The 14,373-nt window shown below is 32.2% G+C and carries 16 protein-coding genes and 2 tRNA genes; 4 read left to right on the top strand and 14 right to left on the bottom strand.

Annotated features, from left to right (window positions below):
- Positions 1-2: 2 nt before the first annotated feature.
- From MY1_RS01105 to MY1_RS01095, 3 genes are read right to left on the bottom strand one after another with little or no spacing between them, the layout of a single operon-like run.
- Positions 3-584, bottom strand: coding sequence for an NADH-quinone oxidoreductase subunit C (locus MY1_RS01105; RefSeq protein WP_007549635.1), 582 nt, complete (start codon positions 582-584; stop codon positions 3-5).
- A complete protein-coding gene (locus tag MY1_RS01100) occupies positions 584-1,108 on the bottom strand; it encodes an NADH-quinone oxidoreductase subunit B (protein WP_007402311.1) in 525 nt (174 codons plus the stop codon). Before MY1_RS01100 ends, MY1_RS01105 begins: the two co-directional genes overlap by 1 nt.
- A 40-nt stretch (positions 1,109-1,148) precedes the next feature.
- On the bottom strand, positions 1,149-1,481 hold the full coding sequence (locus MY1_RS01095) for an NADH-quinone oxidoreductase subunit A (protein WP_048110249.1): 333 nt from the start codon (positions 1,479-1,481) through the stop codon (positions 1,149-1,151).
- A 153-nt stretch (positions 1,482-1,634) separates the two neighbouring features.
- Between MY1_RS01095 and MY1_RS01090 the strand changes: the two genes are divergently transcribed.
- Positions 1,635-2,099: a redoxin domain-containing protein gene (locus tag MY1_RS01090; RefSeq protein ID WP_007549633.1), complete on the top strand. Its 465-nt coding sequence runs from the start codon at positions 1,635-1,637 to the stop codon at positions 2,097-2,099.
- A gap of 12 nt (positions 2,100-2,111) precedes the next feature.
- Here the strand turns inward: MY1_RS01090 and MY1_RS01085 are convergent, their stop codons facing one another.
- The 6 genes from MY1_RS01085 to MY1_RS10165 all read right to left on the bottom strand — a co-directional run bounded on the left by MY1_RS01085 (position 2,112) and on the right by MY1_RS10165 (position 8,385).
- Positions 2,112-2,624 (bottom strand): acyl-CoA carboxylase biotin carboxyl carrier protein subunit, encoded by a 513-nt coding sequence (locus tag MY1_RS01085; RefSeq protein ID WP_007549632.1) that lies wholly within the window; start codon positions 2,622-2,624, stop codon positions 2,112-2,114.
- 6 nt (positions 2,625-2,630) lie between these two features.
- Positions 2,631-4,118: an acetyl-CoA carboxylase biotin carboxylase subunit gene (locus tag MY1_RS01080; RefSeq protein ID WP_007549631.1), complete on the bottom strand. Its 1,488-nt coding sequence runs from the start codon at positions 4,116-4,118 to the stop codon at positions 2,631-2,633.
- Positions 4,119-4,123: 5 nt separating this feature from the next.
- On the bottom strand, positions 4,124-5,671 hold the full coding sequence (locus MY1_RS01075; protein ID WP_007549630.1) for an acyl-CoA carboxylase subunit beta: 1,548 nt from the start codon (positions 5,669-5,671) through the stop codon (positions 4,124-4,126).
- Between the two features lie 118 nt (positions 5,672-5,789).
- Entirely contained in the window at positions 5,790-6,086 is a 297-nt protein-coding gene (locus MY1_RS01070; protein ID WP_007549629.1) for a hypothetical protein, read from the bottom strand.
- Between the two features lie 17 nt (positions 6,087-6,103).
- Positions 6,104-7,261, bottom strand: a complete 1,158-nt coding sequence (locus MY1_RS01065; protein WP_007549628.1) for an AAA family ATPase — start codon at positions 7,259-7,261, stop codon at positions 6,104-6,106.
- An 8-nt stretch (positions 7,262-7,269) separates the two neighbouring features.
- Complete coding sequence (locus tag MY1_RS10165) at positions 7,270-8,385, bottom strand: hypothetical protein (RefSeq protein WP_007549627.1); 1,116 nt, start codon at positions 8,383-8,385, stop codon at positions 7,270-7,272.
- A gap of 85 nt (positions 8,386-8,470) precedes the next feature.
- Here MY1_RS10165 and MY1_RS01055 point away from each other — a divergent pair, with 85 nt between their 5' ends.
- A complete protein-coding gene (locus MY1_RS01055; RefSeq protein ID WP_007549625.1) occupies positions 8,471-9,271 on the top strand; it encodes an inositol monophosphatase family protein in 801 nt (266 codons plus the stop codon).
- An 84-nt stretch (positions 9,272-9,355) separates the two neighbouring features.
- Here MY1_RS01055 and MY1_RS01050 read toward each other — a convergent pair whose 3' ends face one another.
- Entirely contained in the window at positions 9,356-10,195 is an 840-nt protein-coding gene (locus MY1_RS01050; RefSeq protein WP_007549623.1) for an FAD-binding oxidoreductase, read from the bottom strand.
- Between the two features lie 195 nt (positions 10,196-10,390).
- On the opposite strand from MY1_RS01050, the gene MY1_RS09455 reads away from it, so the two are divergent.
- Positions 10,391-10,552 (top strand): DUF1059 domain-containing protein, encoded by a 162-nt coding sequence (locus MY1_RS09455; RefSeq protein WP_007549620.1) that lies wholly within the window; start codon positions 10,391-10,393, stop codon positions 10,550-10,552.
- A gap of 45 nt (positions 10,553-10,597) precedes the next feature.
- Here the strand turns inward: MY1_RS09455 and MY1_RS01045 are convergent, their stop codons facing one another.
- The 3 genes from MY1_RS01045 to MY1_RS01035 all read right to left on the bottom strand — a co-directional run bounded on the left by MY1_RS01045 (position 10,598) and on the right by MY1_RS01035 (position 12,710).
- The gene (locus MY1_RS01045) at positions 10,598-11,674 is read right to left on the bottom strand and encodes a glutamyl-tRNA reductase (RefSeq protein WP_007549619.1); all 1,077 of its coding nucleotides are present in this window, start codon (positions 11,672-11,674) and stop codon (positions 10,598-10,600) included.
- Positions 11,675-11,685: 11 nt separating this feature from the next.
- A complete protein-coding gene (locus MY1_RS01040; protein WP_007549618.1) occupies positions 11,686-12,435 on the bottom strand; it encodes a hypothetical protein in 750 nt (249 codons plus the stop codon).
- A 197-nt stretch (positions 12,436-12,632) separates the two neighbouring features.
- A tRNA-Asp gene (locus MY1_RS01035) sits at positions 12,633-12,710 on the bottom strand.
- Positions 12,711-12,806: 96 nt separating this feature from the next.
- Here MY1_RS01035 and MY1_RS01030 point away from each other — a divergent pair.
- Positions 12,807-12,880 (top strand) — tRNA-Lys (locus tag MY1_RS01030).
- Between the two features lie 3 nt (positions 12,881-12,883).
- On the opposite strand, the gene argH is transcribed toward MY1_RS01030, so the two are convergent.
- On the bottom strand, positions 12,884-14,344 hold the full coding sequence (gene argH, locus MY1_RS01025) for an argininosuccinate lyase (protein ID WP_007549616.1): 1,461 nt from the start codon (positions 14,342-14,344) through the stop codon (positions 12,884-12,886).
- Positions 14,345-14,373 lie beyond the last annotated feature (29 nt).

The raw sequence follows: 14,373 nt of genomic DNA, 5'->3' as shown, positions 1-14,373 counted from the left end.
ATCTATCTTCCTTTAATTGCAAAGTCCTTTCTTAGAGGTGGTAAATCTGCCCAATCTTCTGGTAAAAGTAATCGTCTATTATCTGGATGGCCTTGAAAGTAAACTCCAAACATTTCAAAAATCTCTCGCTCATGAAATTCTACACTGTAAAATATTTCTCTAAGACTGGGAAGTTTTGTTGAATCATTTCCAGGAATTGGATTTTCTTCTCTTTGTGCCCTAGTAGTCAATACAAGAATTTGTCTTGAAAGGGAAGGATCAGTATAGGAACCTAAATGATAAACTACCTCAATTTCTTTATCTTGAGGATAATCTACACCAGAGACAGATTCAGCATGATCAAAGTTAAGAACATCTCTTAAAAATTCTGCCACTTCTTTGATATCATCTCTACCAACATCAATTCTAACTCTATCGGGTTTTACAAAGGCTACTTTAGTTTTAGAACCAAATTTTTCAACAATTTTATCTGCAATACCTTTTTCAAATTTTGGCAACTCAATTTCTTTGGCCGGTGGAGTTACTTTAGATGCAGGTTCATCAGATGTAGTTTCAATTTGTTCATTTTCAGAATCAGAACTCATTATACATACTTCCTGGCCTTCATTCTCTTAATTTTTTCTTGTAATAACATACATCCTTGAATAAGAGTTTCAGGTCTAGGTGGACAACCTGGAACATAAACATCTACTGGTAAAACACCATCAATACCTGGAAGTACATTATATGAATCAAAATACAAACCACCAGTGATTGCACATGCACCCATCGCAATAACATATTTTGGTTCTGGCATTTGATCATAAACTAATCGTAATCGCGGTGCCATTTTTCTTGTTATAGTTCCTTGAACTACAATTAGATCACATTGTCTTAGAGAACCAAATGCTTCAATGATACCAAATCTTTCAACATCATACCTTGGACTTGATGCAGCCCCAAATTCTACACTGCAACATGCTGTTTCAATATGAACAGGCCAAAGCGACCAAATTCGTCCCCAATTAATTGCATAACCTAACGGTTTATCAATTGCTTTTTCTAAAATATCTCCTAGTTTTCCAACAAAGACATTTGCATTTTGTGGTGTAATTAGATCTTTAATCAATTTAATCCTCCACTACCGTAATTTTGATTTGTATAAAAAACTACCATATGTCTCGTCTCCCTGATTGATGTAATGCAAAAGCCATTGCTGCAAACATAATTCCCAAGAAACCAATTATCGGTAAAGTAGCAGATTTTGGTAGATCTAAAAGGGAACTTCCCCATGCATATAAGAAAATTGCCATAACATCAAAAACAACGAACATCAAAATGTAAGCATAATACTGCATCATAAAATGAGTTCTTCCCTCACCTGATGGAACTTGTCCACATTCCATTGGCAAAAATTTAACAGGATTACTTCTTTTTCTTGGAGAAATCATTCTAGAAATTACAAGTGCAGGCGCCATAGCAACTACAGCAAATCCGAACATCAATACTATAGTACTATAATTGCCAGCTAATTCCCCGACCAATTTAGCTTTGAACCCAAGTTTTTGTATAAAAAGGTATGCACTTTTTTAATTTAAATTTTAGAAATGAATTTTTGAGTAAAGTACTAAATAGGATAACCAATTAATGCGATCATGGCATTGAATGTTGGAGATATTGCTCCTAAATTCGAACTTCCAGACATAGATCTTAAAATGAGGACTCTTGATGAATTTAAAGGGAAAAAGATCGTTCTTACGTTTATCGTTGCAGCAAGTTCTCCTGTTTGTGAAAATGAATTGTGTAACTTTAGAGATTCATGGAGTGAAATTTCAAATCTCGGAGCTCAGATAGTTGCAATAAGTAATGATGGACCATTTGCGAATAAAGCATTTGTCCAAAAAAATAACTTTAATTTTCCATTATTGGCTGATTACAATAGTAAAACAATTCGTGATTATGATGTTTTGATGCCACATCTGCTACACATCAAAGATTACAATGCTGCAAAACGTTCAGTATTCATAATAATGGAAGATGGAAAAATTGGATACAAATGGGTATCAGAAGATCCATTAAAAGAACCTAATTATGATGAAATTAAAAAATTTTTAAATTAAATCAGAAAATTTTTATTCTATTTCTGCGACAATATCGCTTTTAGCTACAGTTCCACCAATTTTGACTTTAATGGATTTGATTGAACCGTTTTTGTGAGATTTTATAGCAACTTGCATTTTCATAGATTCTAATGTACAAATTACATCTCCCTGTTTTACTGAATCACCTTCTTTAACAGCAATAGAAACAACCTTTCCAGGAATTTGACTCTTCAATGTTAATTGAGAATCAGAAGTTCCACTTCCTCCTGAATGTTTGAATACAATTTTATCAAGATCAGTGTGCATATTAATTGTAATTGGCACATTGTCAATAATGAGATTCATTTCATTTGTTGAATTCTCCAGATATTTTGCTCTGTGGTATTTTTGATCTAATACAAATTCAATTCCTTTGGAATCCATTTTTAGAATTTTTATTTGATGTTTATTATCATTAATTTTAATCTCATATTCATTATTACCAAGATTCCCAATAATTTCACCGTCAAATGTTTTTTCGATATCTTTTATTTTATAATCCATTTAGTATCAACTCAATTTATTTTTCCAATTAGAATTGTTGCTAGTAGAATTTTCTACTCTACTTTTATAATATTCAGAATAAACTATGGCAGCTGTTAATGCAGCATCACTTTTTTCAATTTTTTCATTTTTTAAATCTTCTTTTAATCTATCAATGATTTTATAACGATTTAAAAAATCCGTGGAGAGATTTCCACTTTTATATTCCTCAGTATTTAGAATTGTTTTGTAAAGTGGAATTGACGTTTCAACACCTTGAATGTAAAAGTCATTTAATGCGTTAAGCATACGTGTTCGTGACTCCTCAAATGTTTGACCCCATGTACAAAGTTTAGCCATCAAAGAATCATAAAATGGAGATACCGTGCAGCCAGGGTATAGATAGGTATCGCATCGAACACTTGGACCAGATGGAATTGTGACATCTGGAACTGGTCCTGTAGAAGGAGCAAAATCTAAAAATGTATCTTCAGCATTTATTCTACATTCAATAGCATATCCATTCATTTTAAGATCTTTTTGTTTGAATGGAAGTGGTTCACCATTAGCAATATCTATTTGAAGTTTAACAAAATCTAATCCAGAAACTAATTCAGAAATAGGATGTTCAACTTGCAATCTGGCATTAATTTCTATAAAATAAAACTCTCCATTATCAGCTCGTAAAAATTCAGCTGTACCTAAGTTAGTGTAATCAACTGCTTCAGATGCTTTAACTACTAGCTCACCAATTCTATCTCTTGTTTTTTGATCAACTACAGGGGAAGGTGTTTGCTCAATAAGTTTTTGATTACGTCTTTGAATTGAGCATTCTCTTTCAAATATATGGACTGCATTACCATGTTTGTCTCTTGCCATTTGATATTCAATATGTCTAGTTTTTTGAAGAAATTTTTCAACAATGATTGCAGATTTTCCTACTGCAGAGATAGATTCGCTAGTAACTGTTTCAAAACCTTCTTGTAATTCTTTATCATTATTTACTAATCTAATGCCACGACCGCCACCACCAAAAACAGATTTTAGTAATACAGGATATGAAATGTCATTAGCAATTTTTAATGCTTCTTCAACATCTTTAACAAGACCTGGACTTCCTGGAACAGTTGGAACTTTTGCCTTTAGCATTGCTGCTTTACATTGCATCTTATCACCACAAAGATCCATTGATGCAGCAGACGGTCCAATAAAATTAATTTTATTTTTTTCACATTTACTTGCAAAATCAGAATTTTCCGAAAGAAAACCATAGCCAGGATGTATTGCATCCGCTCCAGAAGATAAAATTGTCTCAATAATTTTTTCCTGATTTAGATAAGATTTTGATGGTGCAGCTTCACCAATATGATATGCTTCTGTAGCTTGCTTAACATGTAAAGAATTGTAATCCTCATCAGAATATACAGCAACTGTTTTGATTCCCAATGCTTTACATGTCTTGATTACACGTAAAGCGATTTCTCCTCTATTAGCGATTAGAACTTTTTCAATCATATTAATCACAAATTGATATTTCCATGTTTTCTCGGAAGATGTTTTGCTCTTTTGTTTGCAAGCATTTCTAATGCTTTAATCAACATTGGGCGAGTTTCAGCTGGATCAATTACATTATCAATGGTACCATGTGACGCAGCAACATATGGATTTTCAAATTTTTCTGAGAATTCTTGGATTAGTTGTTTTTTGAGTGATTCAGGATCTTTAGCACTTGATAGTTCTTTTCTATACATAATTTTAACAGCCGCTTCGCCTCCCAAGACGGCGCATCGTGCAGTTGGCCATGCATAATTTACATCGGTTCTTAGATTTTTACTTCCCATAGCTATGTAGGCACCACCATATGCTTTTCCAATTACGAGAGTGATTCTTGGAACTGTGGCCTCACAGTAAGCATAAAGAAGTTTACTACCATGTCTGATGATACCATTATGCTCTTGATTAGAACCTGGCATATAACCAGGGGTATCAACAAATGTGATTATTGGAATATTGAACGCATCACAAAATCGAATGAATCTAGCTGCTTTGTTTGATGAATCAATATCAAGTGCACCTGCAAGATGCATTGGTTGATTAGCAACAATACCAACAACTTTACCATTTAGTCTACCATAACCAACAACAACATTTGGTGCAAATAATTCATGAATTTCAAAAAATTCGTGATTGTCAACAACAGAGTTAATGATTTCTTTCATATCATATGGTTGTAAGGGATTATCGGGAATGATATGGATTAAATTGTGATCAAGCCTATTTGGATCATCATCAGTTTTTATTTTTGGTGGTTCTTCAGTATTATTTTGTGGTAGATAAGAGATCAATTTTTTTATATAATCCATGCATTCGTATTCATTCTTTGCAACAAAATGAGCTACCCCACTTTTTACTCCATGTGTCATTGCACCACCTAAATCATCAAATGAGATTTCTTCACCAAGGACAGTCTTTACCACATCAGGTCCAGTAACAAACATTGTTCCTACTTTGTCAACCATAATAACAAAATCAGTCATTGCTGGAGAATAAACAGATCCGCCTGCAGAGGGACCAATACTTGCAGTAATTTGTGGAATAACTCCAGAAGCTAATTGATTATGATAAAAAATATCAGCAAATCCATCAAGACTCATAATACCTTCTTGAATTCTTGCTCCTCCTGAATCCATTATACCAATTATTGGACAACCAGTAGTGGTTGCATGATCCATTAATTTGGTAATTTTTTTAGCCCCCATTTGACTCAATGTACCACCAAGTACAGTGAAATCATAAGCAAAGACAAAGATTTGTCTACCATTTACTGTTCCATAACCGCCAACAACTCCGTCAGTGAAGAATTTTTTGTTTTGCATGTCATATTCATAATAATGATGAGTTACAAGTGGATCAATCTCAGTAAAAGTACCTACATCTAATAAGAGATTAATTCTATCTCTGGCGGTTAATTTTCCTTTATCATGTTGATCTTTGATTTTATCCTGTCCTCCACCTTGTAACGATATTTTATTTATCTTAGAATATTCATCGATTTTTTCAAAGTGCATCTGATATAGATGAAAAGAAATCTTACTATATTAATTTAGTTTTATTTTTCGGTTTTATATCTAACATTTAGTATTTGTAAGAGAATATCAGATCGGTGGATTTTAAACTAAACATAATTTATAAATTCAGATTTAAGAGTAAAAATTTCTTTTTTACAGATTTTTGATAAGAATCGAAAGAATTTTTCTCTTCACTGCATTTTTTGCAAATACATAGCTGTGATACCTTTTGAATATCACAAATATCTTGAAATTCGCATTGTAAGCAACCAGCGGAACCGCTACAAACAATACATTTTAGTTCATTAATTTGAGCACACTTTTCATGTTTTACACCTAGTCCTTTTGCCCACAATCCAATTTCGTTTACTTCGATTTTTTCGTTACAGACAACACATGTACCAGGAAACTTCATAGGTATTTTTCTCCAACTCATTTGATTAATTCAATCTCCTTTTCTATTACATCACCAAAAGTTTCTTCTAAGTCTAAACTTAGTTTTTTATTTTTTATACAAAATAATATGTATGGCAAACATATTGTAACAAAAGCACTAGAAGAAAGATGTAATGTTTTTGCCATGACAGAAGATAAAGACTTAATTTTTTTTCCATCCCATCTAATCCGATTTAGAAGGGGCCATGAAAGATTGTATTGCGAATATCTAATTCGTTCATCATTTAAATATAATCGAATCAAAATTTCATTTAAATAACGTAATAATCTCCAATTTTGAGTTTTCATAATTTTTCCATAAAGAATATCGGCTTCAGAAATAATTTCTAATAGTTTTGCAAGCGTTTGGTTATCTAAATTACTTGTAACAATACTTGAGTAAAATGCATCTATTTTTAATCTTGGATCAATTTGCATAGAATACAAAACGCCCCTAGCTTCATCAAATGAATTTGCTTTAAAAAATGCGTTAATTCCATCTTCGACATTAATACTTTCAAACGATTTTTCAGTTTGAGGATTAAACCCAGTTACTAGAGATTGTGTTAAATTAATCATAGAACGAACATCACCTCGGGATCTATCAATTACTTTTATTATAGAACCAGGACTAAGAGTTACATTTTCTTTTTTTAAAATATTTTCAAGGTAAATTTTCAAAAGACGTGGGGGAATGGGTTTAAAAGATATAGTTTTAACAACTTTTTTGATACTTTTCATTTTATCAGAAGTATCAGAATTTGCAGCCAATATTATTGGTATAGTGGGTTCCTTTAAAATTTCAATTAATGCTTCTGCTCCACCATAATCACCTCGTCCATGAATACCATCAACCTCATCAATGAAGATCATAGGTAAGCCCAATATGCTGACATTGCCAAGTACAGGCGAAAGTATTTCGTTAATTCTAGATTTACTTCTTACATCACTTGCATTCAATCCAACCATATCATACTGAAATTGTTTTGCTGTAAGATATGCAATAGTTGTCTTGCCAATTCCGGGAGGGCCAACTAGCAAAAGAGGTTTTGTACCTTTTTTCCATTTAGTGAACCACTCAATTATAGAAGATCTTGATTCTTCATTACCAATCATATCAGAAATATTCTGAGGTCTATATTTTTCAGACCACATCAATTTAATCACTTAGGGAGTTTAGATTCAAATTCTGACCATTTGTTTGCTTTTTGTAATTGGTTATACCAATATTGATTATAATGTTCAACAGTCAAAAACAAAAATTCTAAAAATTCAGTATGAGAAAATTCTTTAGGTAGTAATTTGAGTGCTAATCGGGCATCTTGGAGATACAAATTGCTTTTTTCCAAGGTTAATTCGAATCCAGTTTTAACATCATTAGATAATAATGTATAATATAATGGCCAAGAAGGAATTTTTACAAATCCATTTTTGATCGAGTCTTCAATTTCATTTCCACATCCAACACCTTCAGCAGCTCTTGCCATTCCAAGATAGAAAATTTCACCAAGAGGTCTTTCAGCTAGGGCCATATTTCTTCCAGCTGTACCCATAACTGCACGATATTTTTTATATGATAAAGTCATCTCCTCTTCTGTAATCATGGTTGGTTTTGATTTTAATTTCTCATCAAGATATTGGCCAATCCTGGCATCTTTGAAACCTACCTCAAATTCTTTTAGAACTTGATCACCGCCTTTAGAAATTTTATTTCGAGCTAATTTTAAAATATATGGATTCATCAGTTTGTAATCATCTAAATATTCTAAATCTTCATCTTTGTCTACAATTCTATCCATTGGTTCACTTAGATCAATAGCCAAGATATGACCTTCTACGATATCTTGTCGTAATTGAGGATCATTTGTTCCAGTATAATTAGAAGATCCATCAAATAAGGCATTAAATACTGGAAAAGTCATTTTTACAAAATTGGAATTTAAGATACGAAGAACTCGATCTTTAATTATATCAGGATTTTCTAATTTTGTTTTTATAGCATTAATTTCTGATGATTGAAGAATGATTTCTGTAGAACCAACTTCATTTCCAAATGCTTGTTGTGTTATGTTTGGAGAAAGATCTGATTTAATTTCATGTAATAGATCTCTGGCAAACCTATCTGCAAAATTTGGAAATTCATTTTCTGTTTCTTCTTTATATTGAGTAAATAGCTTGTAACCTTTTGATTTGAATAATCCTTGTTTCATGATTTGTTTTCCAGGCTTTGTACTCATCAAAGATTCTTTACTTACAACAGATTGATCCTTTCCACTCACACTCGTTAAGCTACTTTATTGTTATTTATGCTTTCAAAACTAAAAATTTCTTTCACTTAAATTACGAGAAAAGAAAAAGAGGATAATGGAAGTAATTGAAATTCTTCGCAATGTTTCAAAAATGATTTATGAAAACGTTAAAGATTTAGCAGGGACAGATAACGCCGCAGGAGATTTTGGGATTGGTGCAGGAGGAGATATTTCACGTAATATTGACATTATTGCTGAAAAAACAGTATTAGATTATCTTAAAGAAATTAAATTTGACTGTATTGTATTAGGAGAAGAATGTGGTAGAGTAGAACTATCCGATAATCCTAAAGGGTTTATCATTATGGATGCAATTGATGGCTCTGCTAATGCTGTAAGGGGAGTTCCATTTTTTTGTAGTTCGTTAGCATTTGCAACCGAAGATAGGTTAAGTTCCATTACAGATGGAGTAATAACAAATCTATCAAATGGAGATATGTATTGGGCATCTAAAGATAAGGGCGCATTTATGAATGGATTAAAAATCAAGGTTCATGATAAAGACCCAATTTACAAAATTATTGGAATAAACACTTCTGGAGCATCGTCTGATTTGATGGAACAATTACAACCGATATTTGAGAAGCATAATCACATTAGACATTTTGGAGCAAATGCATTAGAAATGGCGTTTTTTGCAAGAGGATTAATGGATGTTTTTATTGACTTAAGAAATAAGATAAGGATTCAAGACATTGCAGCAGGATACATAATAATAAAGGAAGCAGGAGGTTTACTTTTGGATGCTAATTTGAATCCACTTGATGCAGATCTTAGTTACAAAACAAGAATATCATTTATTGCAGCAGCAAATCAAAAAATTATTGATGATGTTATTTTACAAATTAAAAAATAAGATTTTCTAAATATATAATAAATTAAAAATGTAAAATCTATATCATGAAAATTAAATAAATTAACATTAAAAAATTATAATTTTTTATCCGTATGATTCATACTTTATTTCATAACTTCCATCTTTACGTTTTTCTTCCTTTGTTACAAATCCTTTTGGTCCCAAGTATTCAATAACCCCATCAATTGTACCTTGATAACCACAAATGTAGACTTTGGTATTTGTAGTTGTAATTTCTTCTCCAACCATTTCTTCTAATGGTGAAACACCATTTTTATTTGGTTTGAAAAAGGATTCTACTCTTCCAACATGACCTGCCCATGATCTATTGAAAAATTCTTTAGGTCTGCTAATTGCTGCTCTATACCTAAAATTCCATTGATCTTTTCCTCTTTCAATACTTTCATTTTCATAATTTGTTAGTAATTCTTTGTAGCTTAGCTCATCAACATAACTTGCACCATGTAAAACAATTATCTCACGTTTATCTCCAGTATCATGTAGATGTTTAGCAAAAGCAATGAATGGTGCTAGACCAGTTCCACCACCTACACAAACAATTCTTCTATTATCAGGTTGACCATTTGGTAATTTATCATCAATTAGTAAAGCATTACCTGTAGGTTCACCCAAATATACTTCATCACCAACATTGGCATAAAATAGTTCAGTAGTAACACGACCTGGAAGTGGTTTTCTTACCCATCTAATTACAAATTCAAAATAATCTCGATTTTCAGGATGGGATGCAATAGAGTATGCTCTTCGAACAACCTTTTGTTCTGATGGTATTGGAAGCCCGATAGTTAGAAATTGGCCTGTAGTGTATTTTGGCATTCCATCATTCGGAACTAGACGAATAACAACTAGATCTTCTTTAAGTAATTGCATGTAAGTAATCTTAGCTTTATGTTCTACTACCATACAGAATAATTTTTGTTACTTTGGATAAATGTATTTCTGTCCAACTTAGATGTTATATGAGAATGGCAAGAGATCAAATATCCATATAAAAATAATATCATCGATTTGTGGCAATTATAGCAAAATTAATAGATCCGTAGTTTTATGAACAAAAATTTTCTTTTGATATTTATATCGAGTTAATAGACTCAGGACATGGCTAAACTAAAATGCAGTGATTATGGTTTTGAGTGTGAATTTGTATCAGAAGGTGAAATAGAACAAGTAATAGAAGAATTCGGAAAACATACTGAAGACATACATGGAATAGATTATTCAAAAGAAGCCTTAATGCAATTTATCCTTAGAAAAAAATAATAGTACAGATTAGCAATTATTAATTGTCCATTAAATGAATTAAGATTATGCAGTAATGTGTTTCATTGTTGCTTCTAGAATTGGTATTTCTTTTTCAATAATTTTTTCTACGGCAGGAATCATTCCAATTCGAGATTTCACATTTTCTTCATATATTTCAGCAATTTGATCTCTAAATAGTAATTTAATTCCAGGTAATGCAGTTATTCCTTCATCAACTGTTCTTGGATCGGATAAATCTAAAATCAGTGTTCCTTTCTTTTTTTCTTCCATTACTAATTTTAGTCTATCAAAAGTAATTAAGAAATAATCAGCAGTAGTTGCAACAAAAACTATATCATATTTATCAAATCCTGCTAAAACTTCTTCAAATGCAATTGGTTTACCCCCCAAAATTTTAGAAAATCCAGTTGAACGTTCAATTGTTTTACTTGTAACATCAAATGCAAATCCTTTTTTATTTAGAGTTTTAGCGACTCTAGCAGCAGATTCGCCTGTACCAATTAGAAGAATACGTTTCTTAGCATCCAAGCCTGCTTTTTCATCTACAATCTTCACAGAAACATCACCTAAAGATATGACATTTTTACTAATGCCAGTAGTTTCTCTAATTCTTGACGCAATACGAATAATATTTTCAAATAATTTATTCAAAATATCTCCTGAGACGTTAATTTCCTTTGCATGTGAAAGCGCAGCTTTAATTTCATTCAATATTTCTTCTTTACCAATGACTACTGATTCCAAACCACAAGCCAGCCTCAACAGATTGAGATAGACATCTGTGCCTTTGTAAACTTCAAGTGTTTGATCAAAATGATCAATATCAATTTGCTCAAGTTCAGATAGAGACTCCCATGTTTCTTTAATTTGATTTAAAACTAGTCCCTTTCCTTCAACTCTTCTTCCGTCTGGAGTATCTCCTGTTTCCAAATTACTTACGGTAAAGATTTCAACTCGACTAGCAGTTTGAATTATTATACATTCTGCAACACCTGGAATTTTCTTGAAAGTTTCACATGCAACTTTAAGATCATTAAATCTAAATCGTGCTAAGGAGTGAAGCGGTACATTTTTGAAAGTTACTCTTGCATTAATAATATCAAAATTAATTTCGCTCAATTCATCACCATTTATTCTCTTAGTTTGTTCCTTCCACCTTTTGCAGTACGGAAAACATTCATACCAACATAATAATTCTCATAAATTGATTCTAAATATGCAAGTTCTTGTTGTGTTGCAATTATATCTTTTTGAGATGAGTTTGGATCATTTTTTAATTTCTTAAGTTTTTGTTTGGTTTCTTCCAAGAAATTTCCTACTCCTGATTCATAATTAGACATTCCACCAAACTCTGGACTTAGTACATGTTGTGGAATGTATTTTGGTGTGTTATCTGTTGGAATCTCAACTTTTCTTGTGAGTTCATCTTGTTCTTCAGATGAAAGAATCGGTCTTGGAAATCGATCTTTTTTTGCTAAGAAAAATTCAGGCTCTCCCATTTCTCTTCTAAAAATTTCTTCGCTTTTTCGTTGATTAGTAAATGTTGGAGCTTTTGCTGTTGTTGCTTTTACTTCAGCTGCAATTGCTTTGTATTCTTCTTCTGCGGCTGCTTCAGCTGCAGCTTTAGCTGCCTCTGCTTTTGCAATTGCTTCTTTTGCAGCTTTTTCTGCTTCTGCGGCTGCTTTGGCTGCGGCTGCTGCCTTTGCTGCTGCTTGAGCTGCTATTTTAGATTCATCAGCTGTTTTAGTTCCTTCTGCTGTCTGAGCTGTTTCTTTTACTTTAGATTTAGATTTTGCAGTTTCTTCTGCAGATATCTTATCAGATGTTAAATCATTAACAGTTGTTGTTTCTATCTTAGATTCATCATTCTCTTTAGACATCAAATTTTACTAAAATTGCCTGAATTTTAATATTCTTGTGAGATATTGAGAAATCATCTCACAGTGAAATTAACAGATTATAAGAGAATTGAACAAGTAGAAATTTTTTCTTGATCATTCTCAATTTTATATAAAAATACGATATTTAGAGCGATCATATCATAATGAAATAGACAATATGATCATTTTAAGATAAATGGCGCCCTCGGCGGGATTTGAACACGCGTCTCAACCGTGACAGGGTCGAATTCTAGACCGGACTATACTACAAGGGCCCGAATTGTTTCAAACAAATTGCCAGATTAAAAGTTTCTGCAACAGAAAAAAATTTTGTAAAAGACTAAATTATACACGTCAAGCATTTTTGTGAGGGGTCTATGGCGCAGCCAGGTAGCGCACCGGACTTTTAATCCGGTTGTCGTGGGTCCGAATCCCACTAGACCCGCTCCTATTTTATCAATTCAGTAACTTTGCCAGAGAGATCATCGAATGCCTTAGTAATATCATTATATCGTTTTGTTGCATTAATTCTATAACTATTAATTTTCTTCACACGATCTTCAATCATTCTCTTTTGCTCATCGTATCCCGAAGAGCCAAAGGACTTTCTTTCCTTTAGAGAAGATGTAATTGTTGTGGATTCAATGATTTTCATTATAAGATTAGGAGTGACTTTAGCATCATGTGCAATTTTTGAAATTTCTTTTACAGTGAGCTTATTCAAAGATTTGTTGTATTGATGTGCTAATTGTACCAAGCCTCCTGCAATTTTATGAGTTGTTCGAAACGGAATTCCATTCCGAACTAATTTTTCTGCAATATCAAGGGCAACAAGATAACTAGATTCAGCTGCCTTTTTCATTTCTTTTTCATTAACATGTAATGTAAGAAGAATAGATTTTAAAATCAATAATGCGTTTATAGAAATTTTAGATGTTGACCAAATGGATGATTTAATTTGTTGCAGATCACGTCCATATCCAGAAGCCAGTCCTTTGATAGTAGTTAGGATTGCAGTAAGATTTCCAATTACTTCTGCGGTTTTTCCTCTTGTTAATTCTAATATATCGGGATTTTTCTTTTGAGGCATTACACTTGATGGAGATGTGAATTCATCTGCAAGTTCTATAAAGGAAAATTCAGACGTTGACCAAATAACAAAATCTTCAGAAATTCTACTCAGATTAGTCATCAGTATTGCTATCATTGAAACATATTCAGCAACAAAATCACGTGTGCTAGTAGCATCTAGAGAATTTTCTAAAACACTGTCAAATCCTAACATTTTGGCAGTGCTATGTCGATCTATTTCAATACTAGTTCCTCCAACAGGTCCTGCACCTAATGGACTTTGATTAACATGGTTAAATGCAACATAAAGTCGATCAAAGTCCCTAAACAATACATCGGCCTGAGCTATTAGATAATGTGAAAATAAACCAGCTTGAGCTTGTTGTAGATGTGTGTAAAGAGGCATTATTGTTTTTTGGTGATTTTTTGCTAGAGATACAAGTGCTTCAATAGTATCAAGTAAACAATTACAAATAATGTTAATATCATCACGAATTTTCATTCTAATATCTAAAGAAACCTGATCATTTCGGGAACGTGCAGTATGCATTTTTCCACCACTTGTAATTCCTGCTTTTTTGATAACTAGTGTTTCAATTAATTCATGAATATCTTCGGCTTCAGTCAAATTATCAAATTTTTCATTTTTTAGAGATTCTAATGCTGAAAGAATTTTTTTTGTATCATTTTTTGTAATAATTTGTTTTTCATATAACATTAGTGTATGAGCTTGACTTCCCAGAATATCATAAAGTGCTATTTGGTAATCATCTTTAATTGATGAAACATATTCTAAAGTAAGATCACTCAAATCTGTACTAAGACGAGAACGATACATTATCTAATATTCTAGAATGGTTATATATA

Origin of the sequence: Nitrosarchaeum koreense MY1 (assembly GCF_000220175.1) — an archaeon.
In the GTDB taxonomy this organism is placed as follows: domain Archaea; phylum Thermoproteota; class Nitrososphaeria; order Nitrososphaerales; family Nitrosopumilaceae; genus Nitrosarchaeum; species Nitrosarchaeum koreense.
The sequence above is the reverse complement of the archived record's forward strand: the minus strand, read 5'-3'. Positions and strand labels throughout refer to the sequence as shown.

Bases quoted from the DNA above. Each gene is read 5' to 3' on its own strand.
- MY1_RS01050 (WP_007549623.1), bottom strand. From the start codon at position 10,195: ATGGTAGTAGAACATAAAGCTAAGATTACTTACATGCAATTACTTAAA.
- MY1_RS09455 (WP_007549620.1), top strand. From the start codon at position 10,391: ATGGCTAAACTAAAATGCAGTGATTATGGTTTTGAGTGTGAATTTGTA.
- MY1_RS01080 (WP_007549631.1), bottom strand. From the start codon at position 4,118: ATGATTGAAAAAGTTCTAATCGCTAATAGAGGAGAAATCGCTTTACGT.
- MY1_RS01090 (WP_007549633.1), top strand. From the start codon at position 1,635: ATGGCATTGAATGTTGGAGATATTGCTCCTAAATTCGAACTTCCAGAC.
- MY1_RS01070 (WP_007549629.1), bottom strand. From the start codon at position 6,086: ATGAAGTTTCCTGGTACATGTGTTGTCTGTAACGAAAAAATCGAAGTA.
- MY1_RS01075 (WP_007549630.1), bottom strand. From the start codon at position 5,671: ATGCACTTTGAAAAAATCGATGAATATTCTAAGATAAATAAAATATCG.
- MY1_RS01055 (WP_007549625.1), top strand. From the start codon at position 8,471: ATGGAAGTAATTGAAATTCTTCGCAATGTTTCAAAAATGATTTATGAA.
- MY1_RS01040 (WP_007549618.1), bottom strand. From the start codon at position 12,435: ATGTCTAAAGAGAATGATGAATCTAAGATAGAAACAACAACTGTTAAT.
- MY1_RS01095 (WP_048110249.1), bottom strand. From the start codon at position 1,481: ATGTTCGGATTTGCTGTAGTTGCTATGGCGCCTGCACTTGTAATTTCT.
- MY1_RS01065 (WP_007549628.1), bottom strand. From the start codon at position 7,261: ATGTGGTCTGAAAAATATAGACCTCAGAATATTTCTGATATGATTGGT.
- argH (WP_007549616.1), bottom strand. From the start codon at position 14,344: ATGTATCGTTCTCGTCTTAGTACAGATTTGAGTGATCTTACTTTAGAA.
- MY1_RS01085 (WP_007549632.1), bottom strand. From the start codon at position 2,624: ATGGATTATAAAATAAAAGATATCGAAAAAACATTTGACGGTGAAATT.
- MY1_RS01105 (WP_007549635.1), bottom strand. From the start codon at position 584: ATGAGTTCTGATTCTGAAAATGAACAAATTGAAACTACATCTGATGAA.